Source organism: Marilutibacter maris (assembly GCF_003233695.1).
Lineage (GTDB): Bacteria > Pseudomonadota > Gammaproteobacteria > Xanthomonadales > Xanthomonadaceae > Marilutibacter > Marilutibacter maris.
In genome coordinates, this window is record NZ_CP029843.1 from 1,861,869 (window position 1) to 1,884,815 (window position 22,947).

Genomic DNA, 22,947 nt, shown 5'->3' on the forward strand with positions numbered 1-22,947 from the left:
CTTGCCACAGACTTGTCTGCAACCTGTCGCAGGCCGCCGGGGCTAGGATGCCCAACCCTGATCCACGCCCGCCGCGCCGCCGCGGGCGAGCGCATGCATCCAGCCAGGAGACCGCCGCCCATGAACGCACGCCCCGGTTTTCGCAGCGACGGCCGCAGCGACAGGCGCTTCAAGGACCGGGACGAGGGCCGGATCGACCAGTTGCGGGTGCCGCCGCAGTCGATCGAGGCCGAGCAGGCGGTGCTGGGCGGGCTGATGCTGGCCCCGGACGCCTACGATCGCGTCGTCGACCACATCTCCGAGTCCGACTTCTACCGTCGCGACCACCAGCTGATCTTCCGCGCGATCAACGAGCTGGCGCAGAAGGCCAAGCCCTACGACGCGGTCACCCTCGGCGAATGGTTCGAGTCGATGGGCCTGGGTGAGCAGGTCGCCGGCGGCGCCTACCTGATCGAACTGGCCAGCACCACGCCGTCGGCGGCCAATATCCGCGCCTATGCCGACATCGTCCGCGACAAGGCGATCCTGCGCCAGCTGATCGACGTCGGCACCGGCATCGTCAACGACGGCTTCCAGCCCGACGGCCGCGACAGCAGCGAGATCCTCGACGAGGCCGAGCGCCAGGTGCTGGCGATCGCCCAGGCCAACAGCAACGGCAAGGACGACTTCACCAGCGTCCACCAGGCGCTGACCGCGGCCTTCGACGAGTTGCAGACCCGCTATGCCAACGGCGGCGCGATCACCGGCCTGCCGACCGGCTACACCGAGTTCGACGAGATGACCGCCGGCCTGCAGAAGACCGACCTGGTCATCCTCGCCGCGCGTCCGGCGATGGGCAAGACCACGCTGGCGCTGAACATGGCCGAGTACGCCGCGTTCCGCAGCAAGCTGCCGGTGGCGGTTTTCTCGATGGAAATGTCGGCCAGCCAGCTGGCGATGCGCCTGATCTCCTCGGTCGGCCGGGTCAACGCCCAGCGCCTGCGTACCGGCCAGCTCGAGGACGAGGACTGGAGCCGGGTGACCAGCGCGATCCGGCAGCTGCGCGAGGTCAAGATCTTCATCGACGACGAGCCCGGCCTGTCGCCGACCAAGCTCGCCGCCAAGGCGCGCCGGCTCAAGCGCGAGCACGGCCTGGGCCTGATCGTGATCGACTACCTGCAGCTGATGTCGGTGCCGGGCAACAACGAGAACCGCGCCACCGAGATCTCCGAGATCTCGCGTTCGCTCAAGGGCCTGGCCAAGGAGCTGGAGGTGCCGGTGATCGCGCTGTCGCAGCTCAACCGCTCGCTGGAAACGCGCACCGACAAGCGTCCGGTGATGGCGGACCTGCGCGAATCCGGCGCGATCGAGCAGGACGCCGACATGATCGTCTTCATCTACCGCGACGACTACTACAACAAGGAAAACTCGCCCGACAAGGGGCTGGCCGAGGTCATCATCGGCAAGCAGCGAAGCGGCCCGACCGGCTCGGTCAAGCTCAAGTTCTTCGGCGAGTACACCCGCTTCGACAACCTTTCCCACGACTCGGTCGGCAGTTTCGAGTGATGCGCCGGCGTCGACGCCGGCTGCATTAGCATAGGCAGCCATGCAGGCGCCCGAATCCTCCGCGAATCCGTCCGACGTCCCGGTTCCCGGCACCGTCGGAACCCGTCCGACCCGGGTCATGGTCGATCTGGCCAATCTGTCCCACAACCTCGCCGGCATCCGCGCCCATGTCGGCGTGCCGGTGATGGCGATCGTCAAGGCCAACGCCTACGGCCACGGCCTGGTGCCGGTGGCGCGGCATCTGCAGGCCCGCGGCGTCGACCAGCTCGGCGTGGCCTTCGTCGAGGAGGGCGTGCAGTTGCGCCGCGCCGGCGTCACCGTGCCGATCCTGGTGCTGGGCGGCATCTGCGCCCGCCAGGCCGGTCAGTTCATCGCCCACGACCTGGAAATCACCGTGTCCTCGCTGGACAAGCTGCGCCAGGTCGAGGCCACGGCCGAGGCGATGGGGCGCAAGGCGGTGATCCACCTGAAGATCGACACCGGGATGGAGCGCATCGGCGTGCACAGCTACTCGTCGCGGGCGTTCATCGAGGCGGCGGCGGCGTCGCGCTGGTGCGAGCTGAAGGCGGTCTATTCGCACCTGGCCTGCGCCGACGACCCGCGGTCGCCGATGACCGCGCTGCAGCTGGAGCGGTTCCTGGAGGCCTGCGCCCACTTCGAGCGGATCGGCGCGCCGATGCCGCTGCGCCACCTGGCCAATTCCGGCGGTGTGCTGCACTTCCCGCAGACCTGGCTGGACATGGTCCGTCCCGGGATCGCGCTGTACGGGGTGCTGCCGGACCCGGCGTCGCGGCGCAGCATCGACCTGCGCCCGGTGATGTCGCTGGTATCGCAGGTGGTGTATTTCAAGGTGGTGCGTGCCGGCAATCCGGTCAGCTACGGCGCGACCTGGGCGCCCGCCGGCGATACCCGGGTGGTGACCGTGCCGATCGGCTACGGCGACGGTTATCCGCGCGCCTTGTCGTCGTCCGCCGACGGACGTGGCGGCCAGGTGTTGATCCGCGGCCGCCGCCATCCGATCGTCGGCCGCGTCTGCATGGACCAGTTCATGGTCGACATCGGCGCCGACAGCGCCTGGAACGAGGATGAGGTGGTGCTGATCGGGGCGCAGGGCGACGCCTTCATCGGCGCCGAGGAGCTGGCGCGGATGGCCGGCACCATTCCCTACGAGATCATGGTCGGCCTCAACGGGCGCATTCCGCGCCACTACGTTGGCGGTCCGGAACCGCAGCCGCGTTGACGTTGTTCGAGCCGGCGTGATTCACTCCGGGCGAACCGGGGAGGGTACATGGACAAGTCAACGTCGCCCGGCCGGCCGGATGCCGGCGGCCGTCGCGAACCGATGTCGAAGGTGGATACCGCGTGGTTGCGGATGGAGCGGCGCTCGAACCCGATGATGATCACCGGGGTGTTGATGTTCGCCGAGCGGCTGTCGCTGGACGCGCTGCGCGAGCTGATCGACGAGCGTTTCCTGGCCTATGCGCGGTTCCGTCAGCGGCCCGTGCAGACCGCGTCGGCGGCGGTCTGGGAGACCGACGAGGCGCTGGATCTGGAGTGGCACGTGCAGCCGGCGAGCCTGCCCGGCCGTGGCGGCAAGCAGGCGCTGGAACGCTTCGTCAGTCGGCTCGCCTCCACCGCGCTGGATCCGCAGCGTCCGCGCTGGCAGTTCCACCTGATCGAGGACTACCGCGGCGGCTCGGCGCTGGTCGCCCGTATCCACCATTGCTACGCCGACGGCATGGCGCTGGTGCAGGTGCTGCTGTCGTTGACCGATACCCGCCGCCATCCGCGCCGCGGCGACGGCCTGCCGCACACCTGGCTGAAGCAGGAGCACGCGGACGTGGCGCGCCGCGTCGGCGCGGTCGACCGCTACGTGAGGCTGGGCGGCAAGATCGGCGGCAAGATGGTCGAGAAGGGCCTGGAGATGTACCGCGATCCGACCCTGGCCGCGGTGCTGGCCCGCGAAGGCGGCGAGATCGCACGCGAGCTGCTGACCGCGCTGGCGTTGTCGGACGATCCGCCGTCGCTGCTGCGCGGCGCGCTGGGGCCACGCAAGCGGGTCGCCTGGGCCGAGCCGCTGGATCTGGAGGAGGTCAAGGCGGTCGGTCGCGCCTGCGGCTGCACCGTCAACGACGTGCTGATGGCGGTCGCCGCCGGCGCGCTGCGCCACTACATGGTCGAGCGCGGCGATCCGGTCGACGGACTGACCCTGCGCGCGACCGTGCCGGTCAACCTGCGGCCGCTGGAGCATGCCCGCAAGCTGGGCAACCACTTCGGCCTGGTGTTCCTCGACCTGCCGGTCGGCGAGGCCAACCCAGTGCGCCGGGTCGAGCGTGTCGCCAGCTGCATGGAATCCCTCAAGAATTCAAAGCAAGCCATTGTTGCTTATGGACTTCTTGCGACGCTCGGGGTCGCGCCGGCGGGCGTGCAGACGGTCGCGCTCGAAATGCTCAGCCGCAAGGCCTCGACCGTGGCGACCAATGTGCCCGGGCCCCAGCAGACCCTGTACCTGGCCGGCGCCGCGCTCGACCAGATGATGTTCTGGGTCCCGCAGACCGGCTCGATCGGGGTCGGCATTTCCATCCTCAGCTACAACGGCCGGGTGCACTTCGGGCTGATCGCCGACGGCAAGCTGATCCCGGACCCGGGCGACGTGATCTGCCACTTCGGCGAGGAGTTCGACAAGTTGTTGTACCTGGCGCTGATGGGCGACTGGGACACCCCGCTGGACGCGTCCGCAGCGCAGGCGCTGCTGATCGAGGGCTGAGCGGGGGAGGGGCGGAAGCGGTCCGAAACGCCTACCAGGCGGGCCTGCTGGAAGCTGAATGGGGTTTTCGACCGTCACTCCCCGGAGACGCGGGAGGGATTAGCGTGTGTGCCTGCCCTCACGCCAGACAACGAGGTTGAACCGATGAAAACCCAGATCCGCAGCATGCTCGCAGCCGCCGTCGTCACCACGATGATGGCCGGTTGCGCAACCACCGGTGGCTATGGCGGTGGCTATGGCGATCAGGGCTATGGACAGCCGCAGGAACAGCGCTCAGGCATGAGCCGGACCCAGAAGGGCGCCCTGATCGGCGCGCTCGCCGGCGTCGCCGCGGGCCTGCTCAGCGGCGACGACGCCACCGAGCGGCGCCAGCGCGCCCTGGTCGGCGCCGGCATCGGCGGCCTGGCCGGCGGTGCGATCGGCAACTACCAGGACCGCCAGGAGCGTGCGCTGCGCGAACAGATGGCCGGTACCGGCGTCGACGTGATCCGCCAGGGCGACAACATCACCCTCAACATGCCCAGCAACATCACCTTCGACTTCGACAAGTCCGACCTGAAGCCGGGGTTCTACCCGGTGCTCGACGACGTCGCCAATACCCTGCGCCAGTACGACCAGACCATTGTCGAGGTCGCTGGCCACACCGACAGCGTCGGCAGCGATGCCTACAACCAGCAGCTGTCCGAGCGCCGTGCGGCCTCGGTCGGCAATTACCTGATGTCGCGTGGCCTGATGCGGGACCGCTTCATCCTGATCGGTGCCGGCGAGGGCCATCCGGTCGCCAGCAACGAGACCGACAGCGGCCGCGCGCAGAACCGCCGGGTCGAGATCACCCTGGTGCCGGTGCGCTCCTGAGCGGAGCGTCGCGGGCACGACACCGAACCGGCCTTCCGCTCCGGCGGACAGGCGCACCACCGGCGGGCCGCGATCGCGGCCCGCTTTTCTTTTCGCCGCCATCGTTCCGGTTGCGGACATTTCCGGTCCGATTCCCGGCGCTGGCGTTACTATGGCAGCGAACCGAGCAGGAACCCGTACACGCGTGACCCCAAGGCAACAGGCATATCCTTACGACCCGACCCCATCGAGCGGCCACGACCTGTCCGCACCGGCAGTGACCCGCCTCGGCGGACGTCCGCGCCGCAGCGGGGCCCGCGGATGAGCGCGATCGGTTTCAAGGGCGACGGCGCCGATGAAGGCGCGGCGGAAGCCGGGCCCGGCCGCGCGGCCGACCGGGCGCCGCTGATCGCCGCCGATGTCGGCGGCACCCATGCACGGGTCGCCCTGGTCGAACCGGTGGCGGTGCCGGCGACGGTGCGTCTGACCGAGTTCCGGCGCTACGACTGCGCCGGGTTCGACGATCTGGCCTCGATCCTGCGCCGCTTCATCGACGAGGTCGGGATCGCACCGCGCGCCGACGCCGCGGTCGCGATCGCCGGATTGCTGGTCGGCGACACCCTGGTGCACGCGAACCTGCCGTGGTCGGTTTCGGTCAGCGGCACCATTGCCGCGGCAGGCCTCAACAACCTGCGCCTGATCAACGATTTCGAAGCGATGGCCTGGGCGGTGCCGAGCATCGACCTGGCACGGGCGCGACGGGTCAGCGGCCCCGACCGCACCACCGAGCCGGGCCCGGCGCTGGTGATCGGCCCGGGCACCGGCTTCGGCGCCGCGGTGCGCGTGCCCGGGCGGCCGCCGCTGGTGGTGCCGACCGAGGCCGGCCATGCCGCGCTGTCGGTCCGCAGCGCGCGCGAACTGGAGGTGCTGGCGGTGTTCATGCGCCGCTGGAGCCATGTCGGCATCGAGCGCCTGCTGTCCGGCCCCGGCCTGCTCAACACCTACCAGGCGCTGTGCGGGATCGATGGCGTCGCCGCCCGCCACGACGCGCCGGCGGCGATCGCCCTGGCCGCGCAACGCGGCGACGACCCGCAGGCGGTCGAGGCCCTGTCGATGTTCTGCGACGTGCTGGGCAGCGTCGCCGGCGACCTGGCGCTGACCTTCGGCGCCAAGGCGGTCTACCTCGCCGGCGGCATCCCGGCGCAGATCGCCGACTTCCTGCTCGCCAGCGACTTCGCCGCGCGCTTCGTCGACAAGGGCGTGATGGGCGAGGTGCTCCAGCGGGTCCCGGTGCACCTGGTCGAACACGGCCAGCTCGGCCTGCAGGGCGCCGCGTCCTGGTACATGGAGCACAACCCGGCGGGCTGAGTCCTCCCGTCGCGACGTCGCGACATTCGCCGCAGCCGATACGAAAGAACCCCCGCCGTTGCCGGCGGGGGTTCTGGTCGTTTGGTGGGGTGGGCCCTACTGAATAGAGGGCTGAAACGGCCTGTTTGCGCGAAATATTTGGGAAGAGTAGGGCATAGATGCCCCCAATGATGCCCCCGAAAGTCCTTCTTCTCGGGCTCGATGGCGGCTTCGAATGCCCACATGGAGCGACCACGCGACGGAAGGGGCATTGACCCCGACGTCTCGGGGGGCACTGGCTAATAGTCCCCGACGAACGGCTCCCTGGGACCCCGCTAACCGTTAGCGTTGCTGACGCCTCCCCTCACACCCCGCCCAGCAGCGCGTTCCTAGGGTTGAACGGAGGATGGCTGTTCAAAATTTGAACAGGAGGGCTGAAGCATTGAACGAGACATGCGACCGTCGCCCTTATAAATCAATCATTTACGATTGTAGTTGGTGAGTGTCAGCCGAACGATGGTAGGTAGACCGTGACGAATGGCCTTGTATATACAAATCTTGCGTATATACAATGCATCACCCACTCGGGAGCGCGGCACAAGGATGAAGGATTTCAAGATCTCGGGGCGCGTCAGGGAAAAGCTGAAGACGAAGCACGGAGTGACCCAAGCGGACATAGGCGAGTGTTTTCTGAATCGCACAGGGCCATCGTTCCGAGACTCGCGAGAGAAACATGACACTGACCCACCTACAAGGTGGTTCGTGTCATGCACAGACAGAGGTCAGCTGATCAAAGTCTGCTATGTCGAGTATGAAGATTTTTACGCGATAAAGACCGCATTCCCACCTACTGATGGGTCTGACGCTCTATATGAGCAGTTGTGCGTTAAGCACACAAAGAAAGGGGTATAGAGATGCCAATGGCAAAGAAGGTGACAACCGAAACTAAGGTAGTTGAGTGCCCATGGGAAGATGGAGTGCTGGGTAACTCAGCGGAACACGCGGTTGCGTCCTCTAGTGAGCACGATCGCGCTGTTGATGATGCCATGGGGCTTCAGATGATCTCGATCCGACTGCCGAAGGTGCTGATCGAAGACCTTAAGCGCTTTGCTGAGAGGGAAGGGCTTGGTTACCAGCCGCTCATCCGTCGAGTACTGATGCGCTGGGTCGGTCACGAATACAAGCTTGAGGCCCAGGAGCGCTTTGCTTCCTCGATGGCTACGCCCTCTGCTGTGGAGGACGTTAGCCATTCCTCATGTGAGGATGATGGCGAGCCCATGGCTGCCTATGGGTAGCCGTAGTCCTCAGTCCCAATGAGCATACCGAAAGCCCCTCTCCGGAGGGGCTTTTCACTGTCCGATCTCAGTTCTAGAGCTGCGGAAGTTCTTGGACGATGGAGCACCGTCTACGATGGTGATTGCACTCTGGAAGTCAGTGTGCGGATGATCTCCGTCACTTCGTCATTGCATCTCTGTCAATCGTTACTAGACGTTGAACGTTCTTCCGCGGCGAGAATTTCGGCCAAGGTCTTCTCTGGCCGGGCAGGCGAATCAGCGCTGGCCTCTGATTCAGGAGATTCGAGGAAGTTCTGTTGGCCAGTTCGCCTGTGCTCGAGGTAATCCTGAGCGGTAAGAAAACACCATCTTCCGCCCTCCCACGCAAGGACGGCAAGCACCATTACAACTTTGGCAACCACAACGAGAACCGCCAAGATGACTGCAACAACTGCGGCAATCAGGAGGAACGCCAAGGCACCTTGGCCGCCCTTGCCCCAGTTCTGTCGAAAGCTGAGTCCCGGGATTCCTGTGCGGATGCTGAAGCCTCGCGACCCAATGGAGCCATGTTTCCCGCGCATGCTGGCGCCGACCCCGGACTTGCTCATGTTCAGTCCGAAGCCACTTCCCAGGTTGACCCTGCGATAGAAGCGAAAGCCCATATGTTCCCCCGGCGGCGCTGCTGGCGACTCGTGCTGGATGGTGCCACTGATGTCAGTGGAATCTATCTAGATGATCCAGTCGTAGTCGCTGCTGGCGCACGTACTCGGACCTTGTCCTCGTTCTTGAGGTTGGCGCTGATGACTGTGCTACCGACTAACTGCACTCCATATAGCACGGGTGCCGAACTGGTCTGAATTCGGCAGGAGTAGCACTCTAGCCATCTCTCGGGTCGGCGCCAATATATGGGGGCTGCTATTGAGATTGGGTATAACGATTCCGGGTTTCCTGTGCCTTAATTGTCTCTTCATCAGCGAGGGTGGCCGCATGCAGCTCAAATATCTGAAGAGGTAGCAATACAGTTCTAATCAAGGTTATTAGCATGAAGCCGCCGATCAAGCCTGAATTCACGTCAATCAGCAATTTCTGAGCGCTCACAGAAAACAGGATGAGCCAAACGATCGCGCTGATCGTGGTCAAGAGCGCGGCAGCAAGAGTCGTCGTTTGCGATACCAGAAGGTACTTTATGCGCGCAGTGTGCGCCTGAAGCTGCTCAAGGCTTAGAGCGGCCATGTTGCCGACAGTCCCTGTGAATAGCATCAGTGCCACAATGAACCCGACGACTAAAGCACTAAATGCCAGCAGGGCGCCGACGAAAGTGCTTACCATTCCTTCGCTTGAGAATGTCGAGCATGCCGATATAGCAAGTGCTGGGACAAAGCCAGCGAGGAACTGAGCAGTCATCCAGATGCGAGCATATGATCGTTCTCTAGAGCTGCGGTTCTCCAGCGCACACATTTCCTTGAAGACGTCGTGTGCTGTTGCCCATTCCGCCGGCGCAGATCGCGAGAGAGCCTCCTTAAGGCCCCGTAGAAAATGAGATGGTCGCATGAGTTGTGAAGTTCCCATCGTCATCAATGAGTCTCCATCTGTCACCGTCCGGCGTTCTGAGTTCATCCAAGAACCGCCACAGGCCATTAATGATGTCACTGCTATGAAGAACCCCAGCTGAGTCGACCGTTACGTCGACTGGCTTGCGGACCTTGAACTTGCCCAAGGTCCTGATGCGGTTGCCTTCTACAAGCTCAAGGGTTAGGGCTTCGATCGCTGTTTCATCTTCAGAAAACTCGTTTACAGCGCCAATAACGGCATCCGTGTCCAGCGGTTCATCATCGGCCTCCCACGTCGCGTGAAACTTGCTGGCGTGAGGCATGGCATCCAATGCGCCCCGCAGGCGGCTCTGCCAGTACTCGTCTTCAACCCTGGCGGCCTCGGCCACACGCATGTAGATTTTTGCTACACCACCGCCGCGTTCAATTTCACGGCGTAAGTCCTTGGAAACTACGTCCATCAATTCTATGCCAGGCCACGTTGGGGACTTGTGAGCAGGTTGGCCGGGTAGAGGAAGTGGCTTCAAGCAGTTCTGTACAATCAGCTTGCTCAGAAGACTCTGGGCGGAACCATAGCCTCCGGTGCCCTTTGGACTGTCGAGTATGACTGTCTCACCAAGTGCGACTCCGCGAATGACATTGCTGATCGCTCGTGGATGGTGCCCGTCATTCGGTAAGGTCGCACTTTGCAATGGAGGGGCGGCTTGACTGAAATCAAGTGTAATTTGCTGGTGAGCAAGGCCATGTACATACGTCCCGATCTCGAAGTAGACGCCCTTGGTATCGCCGGACAGTCTCGGTTTTACGTCAACGAGAAAGGAGCAGTTCGTGCCAGCGGCGAACGGGGCACTTGGGTTCGGCAGCGGGTGGTGACGCTGTGCCCAATGTGGTTTCTGCGCAGCTATGTTCTTGAGTAGCTCGTCGATCGGTGGATACCTGACAATGGTTCCCTTTGGAATCCGCCCCTTGAATCGGACACGCTTAGCTTGCAGTGCTCTGCTGACAACTCTTGGTGGCATCTTCACATCCTTATGGTCAGGTACGGAGTGAGCTATCGATCTGTGATAAAGGGCTCAATTTGAGACTTTACTCTTGCTGAATGAGCTTAGGCAACATTTCTGATTGGGGTGCCTGGCAAGACAGAGGAGTGTTCAGGGCCAGCTTGGGCTAGGGCGCGCCGATCGACCAAATCGCCGGGGTCATGCAGCGGCGGCGGGCTCACGCTGTTGCCGACCAGTCCGATCGCCTAGTGCACCTTCAGGCGGCGGCCGTCATCGCCGCCGTGCAGCAGGGCCAACAGCAGGATGTGCAGCTCGCCGGCCTCGCCGGTGGCGTACAGGCTCTGCTTGCCTGCGGCGACCGCGGCGATGCCGGCCTCGGCCAGGGAGTGCTGGATACAGGTGGCCTCGGCGTGGCTGCGCACCGGGCGGCCGTTGATCAGGGCTCGGCCCGCGCGACCGTCGGACAGCACCGCGTGGATCTGGGCAGCGCACGCACTGGTGCAAGCGAGCACTGCCCCATCGTCTCCTTTGCCTTCGCCGCCGCCTGTTCCTTCTTGCCAGCTGGAACACCAGCCTTGCCCGATTTCTTAAGCGCTAAGGCCGCCGCCATACGGTCCTTGAAGTCCGCGTTCTGATCACGCATCACCGCACGCAAGAAGTCGTCCGGATCGTCGGTCAGATATCCCTTGGCCCGCGTCTTGCGCGGCTTTGCTGGCTTGCGTCCAGCGCCTGCGCGGGCGCCGCCGCTTCGGCCCTTCACGCCTGCCATTTGATTACCTCAGCCGCAAAAAAAAATCGTGAATGAGAGGACAGCCGGTCTAGGCCCCGGGCCGGCCCCAACTTCTGCCTCCCCCCCTCCCATCGACCGATCACGTGGAACATCGAGCCCGTGGAACATCGGAGGTCTGGGGTCAGGCCTGCTCATGCTCCTCCCGCTGCTTCTCGCCGTCGTGGTGCGGCTTGCACAGGGCCTGGTGGTTGGTGGGCTCCCAGAACAGGCGCTCGTCGCCACGGTGGGGCTGCTTGTGGTCGACGATGGTCGCTGCGGTGACTCGGCCCTCGGCTTGGCACATCACGCACAGCGGGTGCTCAGCCAGGAACCGCAGGCGGTACTGCTGCCACCGGTAGCCGTAGCCGCGTGCCGCCGATGATTGCTTGCCCGTGCGCCAGCTGCCCGGCTGCATGGTGGCGATCCGCGACGGCGCCGGCTGCACCCTCGGCTTGAGCGTGGCCAGCTTGGCCATCAGTCCTGGGGCTCCTCGCCCAATGCCCGGATCTGAGCCATCCTGGCCGAACACTCATCCAGTGCAGCCTTCCTGGCATTGGCCAAGCGCACGGCCTCGCCCACGGTGTTGTCGCGCTTGCCCACCTGGGCGCATGGCTCGGTCAGTTTGGGGTGGGAAATATCGGCGTGAGCACACTACGGGCGTCGCTGTGGAACGGACCGGCGGCCAGCTGCAGCGCGTGCTGAGTACAGATCAGCCCGACGCAGGGTAGCCTGACCCGTAGCATGCTTTGCGCTGCTTGGTGACATGCTGTCGGTCGGCTCTGATCATGCTCCAAGCCGCCGCCCGTCGGTCTACTGAACCTTAGATTATGTGGTCGCTTGACCCGGGAGCCCGAAATGTCGTCAACTTCCCCAAGCCCTCGGTAGCCGAAGCCCCTACCTAGAGTGGGGGAAGCGACACAGGTCGTGGCCTTCAGGCCTAGGCTACCGGGCGCCTCTCCTCTTGAGAGCATGGTTCCACACGCTCAGTCTAGTCTCTGATTTTGGTGAGTCTAAGCCGATACGACTTAACCCTACTCGGTTGGCAATGTGATTGGCCAGAGCGACTTTCGCTGGGCTCGCGTGGGGGTGAGCATCGTGGTCGTTCTTATGCCAGGCAACTGCGCCAGCCAGAAGATCGGCCAGCTGCAGTAGCCGAGTGTTTCGAGAGTCACGGTGGGCGATGCGGGAGAATGGGGCTATGTGAAAGTCGCCCAGATCCCTACCCATGGCGCTGTTTAGCACGCGCTGCAGCTCATCTGGGTGCCGGCTGGTGTTTCGGGCATCGAGATCTACAACGATGCGTTCCGTGCAGCCAAAGCGTCTTCCTACGCGATGACGCAGCAGAGAAAATAGAAACTTGTTGAAGCCGAGATCAGGGTCGCCGTTGTTGTAGCCACGGTGATCCAGTTCGTGATTGTCGATCACCAAGGCATGGAATTCAGCTCCGCGCGGAGCGAACTCGTCGAAGTAGAGGTTGATAATCGCACGATACGCATCCGCTTTACCCCGGCTAACTTTGCTCCATTTGAACTCGCTGTTGGACATGCGATGCACCGTGAGCACGTCCTCCACCATTTGGGTCGCTGGAGCGACGCCCGAGCCGGGAAGCACGAGCGCTCCTAGAACCATGTAGTGGTGGTCGTTCTGGCTACTCTCGTCTATGAAAACGTGGCGCAAGTGAAACGCCTCCGATGCGTGCGATGCGATGGATCATAGACACAGAATTGTTTGTGGTGTTGCAGACAAGTCTGTGCATTGCCTGTGGATAAAAAGCGGCGTGATGCGATGAGACAGGAACTTACCCGGAAAGACCGAGCTGGCAATTATTTGTCCAAGTGACGCTCGGCACCTTGGGGCAGCACTACCGGTCTGCAGCTACGGCAGACTGCTGAACCTAGTTTGATGGCCTACGTGTAGTGGACATCCTTCAGTCCAGGCTTGCCAATCCTCTTTTCCTAGCGATGTCCGCGTACCTTGCAGGGCCGGAACTAGGATTCACGAGGGAAAGATTGTCGGATCCGGGCGCAACTGTCGGCCCGGGAGGTTGCGGCCACGAAAAGAATCCACTGGTGTGGTGCCAGCTAGTACAACGAGGGTTCCTCAGCCAGCAACGGCATGGTCCGCCGTTGTGCTTCCGCGATTGTGGAGGTCTCGATTCTGTCGAGGCTACTTGGCCGACCGATCCCATCCCTTTGAGCTTGAGTCCGTGGGAACTTGCTGTTCTTCCAACAGATCCGAGAGATTCTCTCAAGCCCGTTGGATCATCGTCTGTTGTGCACTTTGGTTGGTCCCGTCCAGCAATTGACGCATGGTGGACGCTCAGCCAGAAAGCCTAGGCGGTGAAGGAGGGGGCTCGGCGGCGAAGCTCCTTTTCCAGCGCCCTGAACTCAGGGCCGCCACGAAAGCCTTCGCCGACGCGCAGGCTCAGCCGGTGATCGATAAAGCTCACGATCCGAGCCTCGATGCTTCGCGCAGCTTCCGCGACGTGTCCCGAGCGATCTGGGTCCGCGTCCGATAGGTGACCTGCCCCTCAACCGGCACGGTGATGTTGAAGGTCTGCGGCCCCGCCTGGGGCATCGGGTTGGCAACCTCGACACCGAGACGCCCGCTCGGCAGCCGCCGCAGCGGCATGATCGCCTCGGGGCCGGCCTCTCCCATCAAGCCCATGCGGCCGCCGTGCTGGAAGAGCTGCGGAGAATGCACCACCCCGCCATTGGCGTAGGCCTCGATCCGCTGGCCATTGCCGAAGGCCGCGCCGTTGGCGATGCCGCCCCAGCCGGCGCCGATCGCGCCAAGGAAGCTGCCAAAGAAGTCGCCGGCCGCCGCGCCAGCTTGACCCTCGCCGTTGAGCCCGCGGAGGAACTGCGCCACGATCTGCTTTGAGGCGAACTGCGTGATCATGACGGCGATGTCGTCGAAGAACGACTTGAACGACAGCTTCCCCGTCTGCGCGAACTCGGTGATCAGATCCTCGAGCCCGTGGAAGGTGTTGGTGAAGATGTCGTAGGTCTGGCCGGAGACGTTCGACGCCTGCTCGAGCTGATCCGCCCAGGCCTTCTCGATACCGGCACTGGCGTCCCGCCGGACCATCGCCAGCGCCTCCTGGTGCCGGCGTTCGTCCTGCAGCATCTTGTCGCGGGCTGCGCGTGCGGCAGCCTCTTGGAGTCGCCAGGACTCATCGCTTTCGGCGACGCCTTCGTCGCGTAGCCGCTGCAGTTCGTCGGCGTACTCTTGCTCGATCGCAAGCCTGCGCTGGAGCCGTTCCATTTCAGCGTCGCCAAGGCGGAATGATGCGATATCCAGTTCGTTGGCCCGCCGGCGATCTTCCTCGGCAGCCGTAAGCTGGGCTTCGAGCCTCCGCACCTGCTCCTTGGCCTTCACCTCGGCCTTGTGCGCCTCGACCAGTTTCCCGGTCATCGAGACCTGATCGATCATCGCGTCGATCTCGGCGCGCCGCTGGCCCGTGATCTTGCCGCCGATCCGGTCCAGCTCCTGCTGCACCTGGATGCGCAGCCGGTCGCTGGCCGTGAGCGCGGTGTCCTGCTGGAGCTGCTCCTCGTTCAGTGCGATCTGTTTCTCCAGGCGGCGAACGATCGCGTCGGCCGGGTCAGCCTCACCACGCTTCCGGGCCTTTCGACTTGCGGCCTTTGCCTCACGCTCAGCGAACTCAGCGCGCATCTGAGCCTCGCGTGTCCGCAGCTTGTCCTCGTCGATGCCGGCCTGCAGCCCATCGGCCTTCATCGCCAGGATCCGCTGCTCCAGCTGCTCCCGCTCGCTGCCGTAGCGAAGCCCTTCCTCGAAGAACTTGCGCTGCGCTTCGCGTGCTTTGTCGGCAGTCTCCTCGGCAGCGGCCTCGGCCCGCGAGTCCACGACGCCACCCGGAGGACCTGCTGGTGATCCGAATCCGACGCCGAGCCCGAAGCGGCGCTCGGCGAAGTCATTGGCCACGCCCAGGATTCCGCCGATCGCCTTCGCCTGGCCAGCAATGGGCGTGAACAGGGATGCGCCCTCTGCCGCCGCGCCGCGGTTCAGGCCGCTGTAGCGGCTGATCAACTGGTCGAGGTTGTCGATGTAACGGCCGAGCTCGTCGAACGCCAGCGACGTGTCGTCCTTCACCTGCTGCCACCACACCGACACGGACGACAGCGACTGGCGCGACCGCTCGGCCACGTCGTCGAGGTGGTCGGCGTAGATGCGCACCGCTTCCGCGGCGGCCTCCTGCTGCTTCTCTTCCTTCTCCAGGGCCCGGACGCGCTCGAGCTGCGCCGCGGTCAGGAAGTGCTCGGTCTCGTTGAGCTTGAGCAGGGCGTCTACTGGCGCTTTGGAGATCTCCGTGAACTTGGTGATGGTGGCGTCGACGGACTGCCCGGCGGCTGCCTCCATCCGCGCTGCGGCCTCGGCCACCAGCTCGAACTGCTCGCCGGCGAAGCGACCCGAGGCCGCCACTGCGGTCAGCGCCTGCGTCGCCCGGCCTCGCGATACGCCTTCCAGCTCGTCCAGCTCCCGGGCGAGGCTGGCGATCTGCTCCGCGGTCACGCCGGCGAAGTTGCCGGTGGCGATCAACGCGAGGTCTGCCTGGCGCTGGGCCTCCGACACCCGATACCAAGCCGCCGCGAGCAAGCCCACAGCCGCGGCGCCGGCGGTGACCGGGTTGATCAGCCGGATCAGCGAGCCGGCCAGGGCCTCCGCCGCCGGCCGGATGCCACCGAACATGTCCTTCAGCTGGCCGCCCTGCTGCAGGAACACGGTGATCGGGTTCATCCCGCCCTGCAGCGAGGTGAAGATGTCCGTGATCTGCGCCGGCACGCCGCGCAGGGCGGCCGCGACCTGCCGCTGGGACTGGCCGTACTTGTTGAACTGGGTCGTGGCGACCTGGGCCCGCGCCGCGTTCAATGCCAGAGTCTTGTTGATCTCGCCCAGCAACGGCCCGCTCGCCTTCAGCTGGGCGTTGTAGGCGATCTGCTCTGCGCGCGTCAGGCCGAGCGTGTTCGCCTGCTTGACCAGCGAGTCGATACGGCGCTTCTCAACCGCGTTGAGCTTGTTGTACTGCTCCTGCGCTGCCTGGGAGAAGTCAGTTACCGTCCGCGTCGCCTGCTTGACGCCAGCGATCATCTTCTCCGTGTCGACGACGATGTCGAGACGGGCGGTGCCGATGCTTTCGGTGGTCATTTTCTGATTCTCCAGATCTGCGCAAAAACCCTAGTTCGGTCATGATTTCAGGGGTTATTTGCGTTCAAAACGCATCGTCGTGATTTCTCAGCGGCAGAAAAAAACCTCTGCGTGAGAGGACAGCCGGTCTAGCCGGGAAGGGGCTCCAGACTTTCCATACCCCCTCCGCCAGTCCCGTATGGTCAGGTCGCCCGGGCGATGCTTTCTACCTACGCCATCCCGGAGTGATGTACTCGTTCAGCCCCACCTGCACCCGCGGCCACGATGCCTTCATCTCCGCAATGGCTGTCCGTGCCTCGTCGCCGTCCATGCCTTTTCTGATCGCCGCGTCGATGTCCCGCTTGGTCCGAATCAGGGCGTGCGCGTAGTCGTTCAGCGACTTGTCGTTGCCAACCGCGACTCTGGTGCCGGTACCCATGTCGACCTTGCGGCTCAGCCACCGGCGTCCCAGCTGCGGGATCTCAGCCTGCCGCCCCTCAACTTCTTGGAGGAACGACACCAACTCGGGGCAGGGGATCTTGCGCATCTCCTCCCAGACAGCATTTCGCGCCTCTGAGTAGGCTGATCGAGCCAGGCTGGTGTCGAATCGTGCGCCCGTCTCGTTGTCTTGAGCCGCTTCGGCCTTGGCGCGCATTTCTGCTGCCTCGTCCTCCAGTTCCTTGAGCCTGGCCTCAGCCTTCCGCATCTGGGCCAGCAGGCTGCCTTCGACCTCGGCAAGACGGTCGCGAAGTTCGCGGCGCCGATCGGCCTGCTCCTCACATGTTTCCTCAAGCAGTCCGAGCTTGCGCAGGCGGGCAGTGATAGCCGAGTCGATGCTGCTTGTGTTTTCCACGTTCATCGACCAGTCCTCCCGAAGTGACGCGAAACCTTTGCGGCGACCTGGGCGCGTAGCTGAACAGCCAGCGATGGCTTGTCCGTCAGTGCCGTGCGACGCCGTTCCTGCTGCCGCAGGTGTGCGCGGATCTCTTGGTCGAGCGAGCGACGACTTTGTTTCGCAGGCCTTTCCCTTCGCATGTTTGCTTCTCCAGTGGGCATATCCGTAGGCTAGGGCGCGTTTGGCTTACCAATTCGTGAGACATTCAGAAGTCGATAGACCGTTGCCCGGCTGATGCTGAATCGCTCCTGTAGTGCGGCGATATCAACGCCTTGGGCATGGGCTTTTGCGACGCGATTCGCCAGCTTGGCGGTGCGTGTAGTGCGTGGATTGATTCTGCCCAGGCGGCGGTATGTATCAGCTCGCACCAGGTGGAGAGCTAAGTCCGCAAGCGCCGCTACGTCACCCAGTCGCTCGAGCCGTTGGATGATCGCTTCCCGTTGCGCAGCTTCTGCCAGGATCTTGTCGCGGAGCGGGTCGATTCCAGAAGTCACTGCTCCCGCCTCAATCCCAGCCAGTTTGCTTGAGCACGCGCTCCCGCCATTGCCCTCTGCTGTGCACCGGGAGGTTGATTGACCCCGGTGGCTCGGACAGTGCATCCGTTCCTGCGATCACGAGCTTGCCGCGCTGGCTATCACCGGACAGAACCAGGGTAGGCCCCATTTCCCGCAGACGGTCGGCCACACGCTCACCGATCAGCGTCGAGAAATTCGCCGGGGTGGCGTTTGCCGCGGCCAGCGTCGGAAGACCCTCGCGGTAGCGGTAATCAATCAAGCCAAACAGCTCTCCGTGATCGAACTCCGACATGGCACGAACGCCCAACTCGTCCAGGGCCAGTAGGGGGGCTTCGCGCAGCCGGTCCACGGCTTGCCTTCTGTCGTCTCTTCTGGGGCCGCTGAAGCTCGCCTTGAGGTCTGCAAGTACCTCTGGCCAACTGGCATAGCTCGCGCCTTGAAGGATTCCGCACGCGGCGTTCACGATGGCAGTCAGGGCTAGAGTCTTGCCTAGACCCACTGGTCCCAGCAGCAACAGCCCGTCGCCAGCATCCATGCGCTCGGCGATGGTGTCCGTGTAGGCGGTGACTGCCTTCTCCAGTGCCTCAGCTGATCGGGACACCGGACGGATGCTGGAGGGTAGGGCAGAGCGGTAGCGTGCAGGGATACCGCTCCTCGAACACCACCAGCGATAGCGGCGGTGATCGGCTTGTAGTCTGCGCTCGGCCTTCCAGGCGTCTGCTTCACACTCGGGGCAAGCGTCGATGAACCGATGCGGATCTGGCTTGCCGTCGCCGTACTCGATGCCGTGCTTCGGGCACGTCCATGTCCGCGGCTCGATTGCTTCGAGCTTATCGAGGAAGTCAGAGTGCGTCGTCATGCGGCGTCTCCCCAGAACCTAGCGAGTTCTGCTTCGTTCGCGGCAGCCAGCTCATCCTCCGAGCGCGCGTCGCGATCGATATGCCCGGCGGCTCCATTGTTGGCCTTCGTGCTCTCGTGGGGGTAGAAGCTAGACCAGCACGACTCGATTGCCCGGTTGATCAGCTTCACAGGATCGTGGCCTTCGCTCCGAAGGGTCTCCAGCTTCGTGATTGCCAACTTCTGGGCCTGGGCGCTGAACTTTGAACCGCGGTGTTGCTTCCATGCTTGCCAAGCGTCAGGAGCTAGCCAGGTTGGCAACCTAACGGATTCTGTCTTTCTCGCGCGTGCTCTTTCCTTGTTGCTCTTCCTAGGTGCTTTTCCTAGTTCATCGGTCACTGTGACCGCAGCTCGTGGACTCAGTGACCGCAGCTCAGGGACAGAATGACCGCAGCTAGCGCCTTGAGGTCCGGTCATGGTGACCGCTACTTCCCTTCGAGGTCCGGTCATGGTGACCGCACCATCGGGGATGCGGAGCTGGTAGCTGTAACCCCTCCAGTGTCGACCTGAGAACTTCATCGGCGTTCTGGTGAACCAGCGCCCGTCCGCTGCATCCAGCGCTCTCCGGCAGGTCTTTTCACCTTGGCTTGTCTGAGCTGCCAACGTGTCGACGCCGGGATAGCATTTCCCGCCGGATGGGCTGGCGTGCTCGGCCAGGGCCAGGAGCGTCAGCTTCACGCTCGACGGCTCGGAACTGTTCAGCACGGCCGATCGCCAGCGCAGGACGATTGGGCGCTTTTCATCGCTCATCACCCGTCCCTTCCCGCTGGATCGCCTCCCGCAGCTTTCGGATCGTCACCTGAGCCCCCGCTAGATTCGCTGCCATGTGGTCGCACCGGTCGGCACTGGGACGCTTGTAGAGCTCGATCAGTTGAGCCTGCAGGCCGTCTGCCATGTCGGGCAGGGTGTCGAGAATGTCAGCCGTGGTCTGTCCGTGTAGGACTGCCGATGCCGAGGAGGGGTAGCGCTCATTCATGCCTTGATCCCCCCATTGATAGCGAGGTCGAATCGCTGAATGAGCTCGTCGAGCTCGGCCATCTGAGCCTGGTAGTGTCGACTCAGCATCTCGCGTTGTGCGATAAGACGCTTCTTCTCCTCTTGGAGAAGCGTCCTCCCTCCCGGTCTGCATGCGGTCATCTGCAGCGCTTCCAGACTGAGCGCGGGCCCGGGTTTGGCAGTCTTGAGCTTGTCCCCGCAACGGCGGTTCATTTGGTGCCTACCTGCGCGTCGCGCTTTGCGACAGCTTCAGCCAGGAATCCATCGATCTCCGATTCGAGCCATCCGGTGGTATTGGGCCCAAGCCTGATCTGCTTGGGGAACGTGCCCATGGCTGCGCGGCGATAGATACTCGCCCTCCGCAAACCGGTGCGCCGCTCTACTTCCTGAATCCTGAGGACACTGTCGCCCTTCCGGGGTGCCGCATTACTGTCCATTGCCTGCTCCTTAGACCGCATTGGCGGGGGTTGGAGTCAAGCTATTGGCGAATTCCCGATAGCCGCGGCTATCGCGATTCTCTCCTCATCGCTGTCAGGCGATTCTGGAACGTCGCGAGTGATACGCGCTTAGCGCGCCCATGATCATCGGTGTAGGCGATTGCAGGGTTTCCACCTGGTGTCACTTCATCGACCGGGGCTAGGCCGGCATTCTCCATGGCCCAGAAAAGGTCAGGCCATAATTCCTTGGCGGTACCCGGTTGAAAAGAGATCCGTCGCACTACATCGGTCAGGAGCGGCGTCCTGGCCTTGCTAGCTCTCGTAGACTGCTGAAGCGATTGGCGATGCTGTTTAAGGAGGTCCGCATACCGTCCACCGAGAGCAGCGTCGAGAGCCTGGATGCTCAATTCAAAGGCAATGCGTGCACTTTGAAGTTCAGACTCAAGGTCATCTTAATGGTTTACCCAGTAGTCGATTCTGTCGACGATGTCCGAAAAGGTATGGAAGCCAAGTTGTGCACCTAGCGCGTTCTCAAGGATCTCTTTGTCCCCAGCGTGTACACCTTCACCAAGGCGCTTCACCACGTCATCGACGCCAGTAGTAGCGAGGAACTTGGTCCTATCGCTGTCTCGAAGGTTCCAGCCTGGGCCAACGAAGCGAGGCGCGCATTGCAGGCGCTTGAGTTCGCCGATGCTGCCTTTGGTAATCGAGGCATTGCCCCCCGCCTTGGCAGGGGCGATCCTCGTTGCCTTCTTCCGGGTCATCGCTGTGTGTCCTGGATAACCTTGGTCAGCACAGACATTGCTGTATCGAATGAACATCCACTTCGACGCGCCAGGACCTGAGCGACGCGCTCCAACTGAGCTTGGTAGGTGGTTGCCGTCGGATAGTTGCTTGCAAGCGGCCTGCGAATCAGCGTCGTCGGAAACGGAATTATCTCGGCGGTCATTGCTCGGCAGCCGCCTCGAAGATTCTATCGCGCTCTTCGCCACTAAGTCCGGCGAACAGACGATCCTCCGCGTCTACGCGGTCTCTTATGAAGCAGCTGGTCCAGTCCCCCATCACGGGGCCAGCGTCGGTCTCATAGCGAACGAAGGGCGTGCAGTCGAACTCGATGCGCGCGAATTCCGACTTGTTCAATCGCGTATTGGGTCGCAGGACACGGCGCAGCTTGGTCGGAACATAGCCACCTCTACTTGCCATGAATCGGATGCTTGCCGGGATCACGATGTTCCCTGGCCCCATTGGAAGGACCGGGATCTCCACCGCTTCGTTCGCGGGAGTCAGCTCCGCGCCGCTATCTCCAATTGCCATCACCATCTTGGTCTCCATGTCACACCTCCGCACTGTTCACATGGCTGGGGCCATCGAATGCCTGCATGGCGATGTCGCCTATGGCGTCGAGTAGGCCGCAGAGCTCATTGCGGGTGGCATGGGTTTCGAGATAGTCGGAATGATCCAGGGATGCCGTGATCGCTCGGATCTTCCGCATACCGAGGTACAGGCTATGGAAGTCCGGACCGGTTGCTACACTTTCGGTTGCCATGGTCGTTCTCCAGTTGAACGGTTGTGGAAGGCGGGCAGGGTGGTACCAGCACCCTGGCCCGCCGCTTTCACCGGCTCTCGCCGGATGCCTTGCGGAAGGGCACCACTGTGCCGGTGTCGGCCTTCAACGTGTCCAGGTAGTCCGCCCAGCCCTGCATCATCTTCCTGCGCTCGGCGAGGTGGGCGGTGCGGTTGTAGGCGCGACCGTTCGGGTCACGGACGGCGTGCGCCAGTTGGTGTTCGATGTAGTCGGGGCGGTAGTGCAGGACTTCGTCCAGGATTGTCCTGGCCGTTGCCCGGAAGCCGTGCGCAGTAGCGGTTGAGCTGTCGTAGCCAAGCCGGCGCAGGGCCGCGTTGACCGTGTTGTCACTCATCGGCCGCTCGCTGGCCGATCCGCTTCGCGTCCGGATCCCGGGGAACGCATACCGTCCGCGTCCTGTCACGGCCTCGAGCTCCCGGAGGATGGCGAGCGCCTGTTCGGACAGGGGGACGATGTGCGGCTGTCCCATCTTCATCTTCTCGCCCGGGATGCTCCACAGGGCGTCATCGAAATCGACCTCCGACCATTCGGCATGCCGCAGTTCGCCGGGCCGAGTGAAGACCAGTGGGGACAGGCGAAGGGCGCAGAGGGTCACGAAGGAGCCTCGGTAGTTGTCGATCGCGCGGAGGAGGGCACCGAGCTCTGCGGGATCCGTGATCGCGGCATGGTGGCGCTCAGGGGATGCCTTGAGCGCACCGCGCAGGTCCGGCACCGGGTTATGTCGGGCTCGGCCAGTGGCGATCGCGTAGCGCATGACCGCACCGCAGTTCTGAAGCACCCGGTGAGCAGACTCGATCGCGCCGCGGCCCTCGATCTTTCGGGCGACCTGCAGGAAGTCGGGTGCTTCTAGGCCGGCGACCGGCTCGTTGCCGATCCATGGGAAGACGTCGTTCTCGAACCAAGCCAGTACCTTCTTCGAGTAGCCATGGACCCAGCTCTGCTGTCCATGCCACTCGCGAGCAAGTAGCTCGAAGCTGTTGGCGGAGCGCGCGGCACGCGCCGCTTTGGCCGCCTTCCGGTGTTCGGCAGGGTCAACGTCGGCGGCCAGGAGCTTGCGCGCTGCGTCGCGCCGCTGACGAGCATCCGCGAGGGACACCTCGGGGTAGCTTCCGAAGGAGAGGCGCTTCTCCTTCCCGTCGAAGCGATACTTCAGCCGCCAAAGCTTGCCGCCGGCGGGAGTCAGCTCCAGATAGAGCCCCTTGCCGTCGAACATGCGCACAGTCTTGGCGACAGGCTTGGCCTTTCTGACGGCGGTATCGGTGAGCTTGTCCGACGGGGGCATCTGGGGGCATCCGGTCGGCCAGGGAGGCCTCGTGCCCCCAAGCCTGCCCCTGCATGCCCCCAGATTGCAATAGCCGGGGTGAGCCGGCGTTAGACACAAAAAAGG

The 22,947-nt window shown here is 63.6% G+C and carries 26 protein-coding genes; 7 read left to right on the forward strand and 19 right to left on the reverse strand.

All coding sequences use genetic code 11. From position 1 onward, the window contains the following. Window positions 1–120 precede the first annotated feature (120 nt). The 6 genes from C9I47_RS08185 to C9I47_RS08215 all read left to right on the forward strand — a co-directional run bounded on the left by C9I47_RS08185 (window position 121) and on the right by C9I47_RS08215 (window position 7,788). The gene (locus C9I47_RS08185) at window positions 121–1,545 is read left to right on the forward strand and encodes a replicative DNA helicase (protein ID WP_111266301.1); all 1,425 of its coding nucleotides are present in this window, start codon (window positions 121–123) and stop codon (window positions 1,543–1,545) included. Window positions 1,546–1,585: 40 nt separating this feature from the next. After that, window positions 1,586–2,785, forward strand: coding sequence for an alanine racemase (gene alr / locus C9I47_RS08190; RefSeq protein WP_111266302.1), 1,200 nt, complete (start codon window positions 1,586–1,588; stop codon window positions 2,783–2,785). 48 nt (window positions 2,786–2,833) lie between these two features. Beyond that, on the forward strand, window positions 2,834–4,312 hold the full coding sequence (locus C9I47_RS08195) for a WS/DGAT/MGAT family O-acyltransferase (protein ID WP_111266303.1): 1,479 nt from the start codon (window positions 2,834–2,836) through the stop codon (window positions 4,310–4,312). Window positions 4,313–4,456: 144 nt separating this feature from the next. Then, window positions 4,457–5,167, forward strand: coding sequence for an OmpA family protein (locus tag C9I47_RS08200; RefSeq protein ID WP_111266304.1), 711 nt, complete (start codon window positions 4,457–4,459; stop codon window positions 5,165–5,167). Between the two features lie 300 nt (window positions 5,168–5,467). Continuing rightward, complete coding sequence (locus tag C9I47_RS08205) at window positions 5,468–6,514, forward strand: glucokinase (protein ID WP_111266305.1); 1,047 nt, start codon at window positions 5,468–5,470, stop codon at window positions 6,512–6,514. An 899-nt stretch (window positions 6,515–7,413) separates the two neighbouring features. Then, the gene (locus tag C9I47_RS08215) at window positions 7,414–7,788 is read left to right on the forward strand and encodes a hypothetical protein (RefSeq protein ID WP_111266306.1); all 375 of its coding nucleotides are present in this window, start codon (window positions 7,414–7,416) and stop codon (window positions 7,786–7,788) included. 179 nt (window positions 7,789–7,967) lie between these two features. Here C9I47_RS08215 and C9I47_RS08220 read toward each other — a convergent pair whose 3' ends face one another. The 3 genes from C9I47_RS08220 to C9I47_RS08230 all read right to left on the reverse strand — a co-directional run bounded on the left by C9I47_RS08220 (window position 7,968) and on the right by C9I47_RS08230 (window position 9,778). After that, a complete protein-coding gene (locus C9I47_RS08220; protein WP_111266307.1) occupies window positions 7,968–8,429 on the reverse strand; it encodes a DUF4236 domain-containing protein in 462 nt (153 codons plus the stop codon). Between the two features lie 253 nt (window positions 8,430–8,682). Beyond that, entirely contained in the window at window positions 8,683–9,096 is a 414-nt protein-coding gene (locus tag C9I47_RS08225; protein WP_111266308.1) for a hypothetical protein, read from the reverse strand. Window positions 9,097–9,286: 190 nt separating this feature from the next. Continuing rightward, window positions 9,287–9,778, reverse strand: coding sequence for a hypothetical protein (locus C9I47_RS08230; protein ID WP_145985453.1), 492 nt, complete (start codon window positions 9,776–9,778; stop codon window positions 9,287–9,289). 243 nt (window positions 9,779–10,021) lie between these two features. Here C9I47_RS08230 and C9I47_RS17500 point away from each other — a divergent pair, with 243 nt between their 5' ends. After that, window positions 10,022–10,234, forward strand: coding sequence for a hypothetical protein (locus C9I47_RS17500; protein WP_145985454.1), 213 nt, complete (start codon window positions 10,022–10,024; stop codon window positions 10,232–10,234). Window positions 10,235–10,563: 329 nt separating this feature from the next. Here C9I47_RS17500 and C9I47_RS08235 read toward each other — a convergent pair whose 3' ends face one another. The 16 genes from C9I47_RS08235 to C9I47_RS08300 form a co-directional block, all read right to left on the reverse strand. Next, window positions 10,564–10,740: a hypothetical protein gene (locus C9I47_RS08235; RefSeq protein WP_190238635.1), complete on the reverse strand. Its 177-nt coding sequence runs from the start codon at window positions 10,738–10,740 to the stop codon at window positions 10,564–10,566. A 14-nt stretch (window positions 10,741–10,754) separates the two neighbouring features. Beyond that, the gene (locus C9I47_RS17695; protein WP_190238636.1) at window positions 10,755–11,087 is read right to left on the reverse strand and encodes a hypothetical protein; all 333 of its coding nucleotides are present in this window, start codon (window positions 11,085–11,087) and stop codon (window positions 10,755–10,757) included. A gap of 142 nt (window positions 11,088–11,229) precedes the next feature. Continuing rightward, complete coding sequence (locus tag C9I47_RS08240) at window positions 11,230–11,562, reverse strand: HNH endonuclease signature motif containing protein (protein ID WP_111266310.1); 333 nt, start codon at window positions 11,560–11,562, stop codon at window positions 11,230–11,232. Further along, complete coding sequence (gene lysC, locus C9I47_RS18320) at window positions 11,562–11,723, reverse strand: Rz1-like lysis system protein LysC (protein ID WP_455363796.1); 162 nt, start codon at window positions 11,721–11,723, stop codon at window positions 11,562–11,564. Before lysC ends, C9I47_RS08240 begins: the two co-directional genes overlap by 1 nt. 306 nt (window positions 11,724–12,029) lie before the next feature. Continuing rightward, complete coding sequence (locus C9I47_RS08245) at window positions 12,030–12,764, reverse strand: DUF3800 domain-containing protein (protein WP_111266311.1); 735 nt, start codon at window positions 12,762–12,764, stop codon at window positions 12,030–12,032. A gap of 768 nt (window positions 12,765–13,532) precedes the next feature. Beyond that, entirely contained in the window at window positions 13,533–16,256 is a 2,724-nt protein-coding gene (locus tag C9I47_RS08250) for a phage tail tape measure protein (protein ID WP_111266312.1), read from the reverse strand. 205 nt (window positions 16,257–16,461) lie between these two features. Continuing rightward, on the reverse strand, window positions 16,462–17,094 hold the full coding sequence (locus C9I47_RS08255) for a hypothetical protein (RefSeq protein ID WP_111266313.1): 633 nt from the start codon (window positions 17,092–17,094) through the stop codon (window positions 16,462–16,464). Window positions 17,095–17,300: 206 nt separating this feature from the next. Further along, window positions 17,301–17,729 carry a helix-turn-helix domain-containing protein gene (locus C9I47_RS18275; RefSeq protein ID WP_111266314.1) on the reverse strand — a complete coding sequence of 143 codons (429 nt, stop codon included), beginning with the start codon at window positions 17,727–17,729 and terminating at the stop codon, window positions 17,301–17,303. Then, window positions 17,635–18,504 carry an ATP-binding protein gene (locus C9I47_RS08265; protein ID WP_111266315.1) on the reverse strand — a complete coding sequence of 290 codons (870 nt, stop codon included), beginning with the start codon at window positions 18,502–18,504 and terminating at the stop codon, window positions 17,635–17,637. Before C9I47_RS08265 ends, C9I47_RS18275 begins: the two co-directional genes overlap by 95 nt. Further along, window positions 18,501–19,292, reverse strand: a complete 792-nt coding sequence (locus C9I47_RS08270) for a helix-turn-helix domain-containing protein (protein ID WP_111266316.1) — start codon at window positions 19,290–19,292, stop codon at window positions 18,501–18,503. Before C9I47_RS08270 ends, C9I47_RS08265 begins: the two co-directional genes overlap by 4 nt. Next, window positions 19,282–19,518 carry a hypothetical protein gene (locus C9I47_RS08275; protein ID WP_111266317.1) on the reverse strand — a complete coding sequence of 79 codons (237 nt, stop codon included), beginning with the start codon at window positions 19,516–19,518 and terminating at the stop codon, window positions 19,282–19,284. The genes C9I47_RS08270 and C9I47_RS08275 overlap by 11 nt, the downstream gene beginning before the upstream one ends. A gap of 229 nt (window positions 19,519–19,747) precedes the next feature. Next, the gene (locus C9I47_RS08285; RefSeq protein WP_111268045.1) at window positions 19,748–19,975 is read right to left on the reverse strand and encodes a helix-turn-helix transcriptional regulator; all 228 of its coding nucleotides are present in this window, start codon (window positions 19,973–19,975) and stop codon (window positions 19,748–19,750) included. A 452-nt stretch (window positions 19,976–20,427) separates the two neighbouring features. Further along, the gene (locus tag C9I47_RS17505) at window positions 20,428–20,739 is read right to left on the reverse strand and encodes a hypothetical protein (protein ID WP_145985455.1); all 312 of its coding nucleotides are present in this window, start codon (window positions 20,737–20,739) and stop codon (window positions 20,428–20,430) included. Between the two features lie 181 nt (window positions 20,740–20,920). Next, window positions 20,921–21,307: a hypothetical protein gene (locus tag C9I47_RS08295; RefSeq protein WP_111266320.1), complete on the reverse strand. Its 387-nt coding sequence runs from the start codon at window positions 21,305–21,307 to the stop codon at window positions 20,921–20,923. 1 nt (window position 21,308) lies between these two features. Beyond that, window positions 21,309–21,521: a hypothetical protein gene (locus tag C9I47_RS17510; RefSeq protein WP_145985456.1), complete on the reverse strand. Its 213-nt coding sequence runs from the start codon at window positions 21,519–21,521 to the stop codon at window positions 21,309–21,311. 67 nt (window positions 21,522–21,588) lie between these two features. Beyond that, window positions 21,589–22,842, reverse strand: coding sequence for a tyrosine-type recombinase/integrase (locus tag C9I47_RS08300; RefSeq protein WP_111266321.1), 1,254 nt, complete (start codon window positions 22,840–22,842; stop codon window positions 21,589–21,591). Window positions 22,843–22,947: the final 105 nt, after the last annotated feature.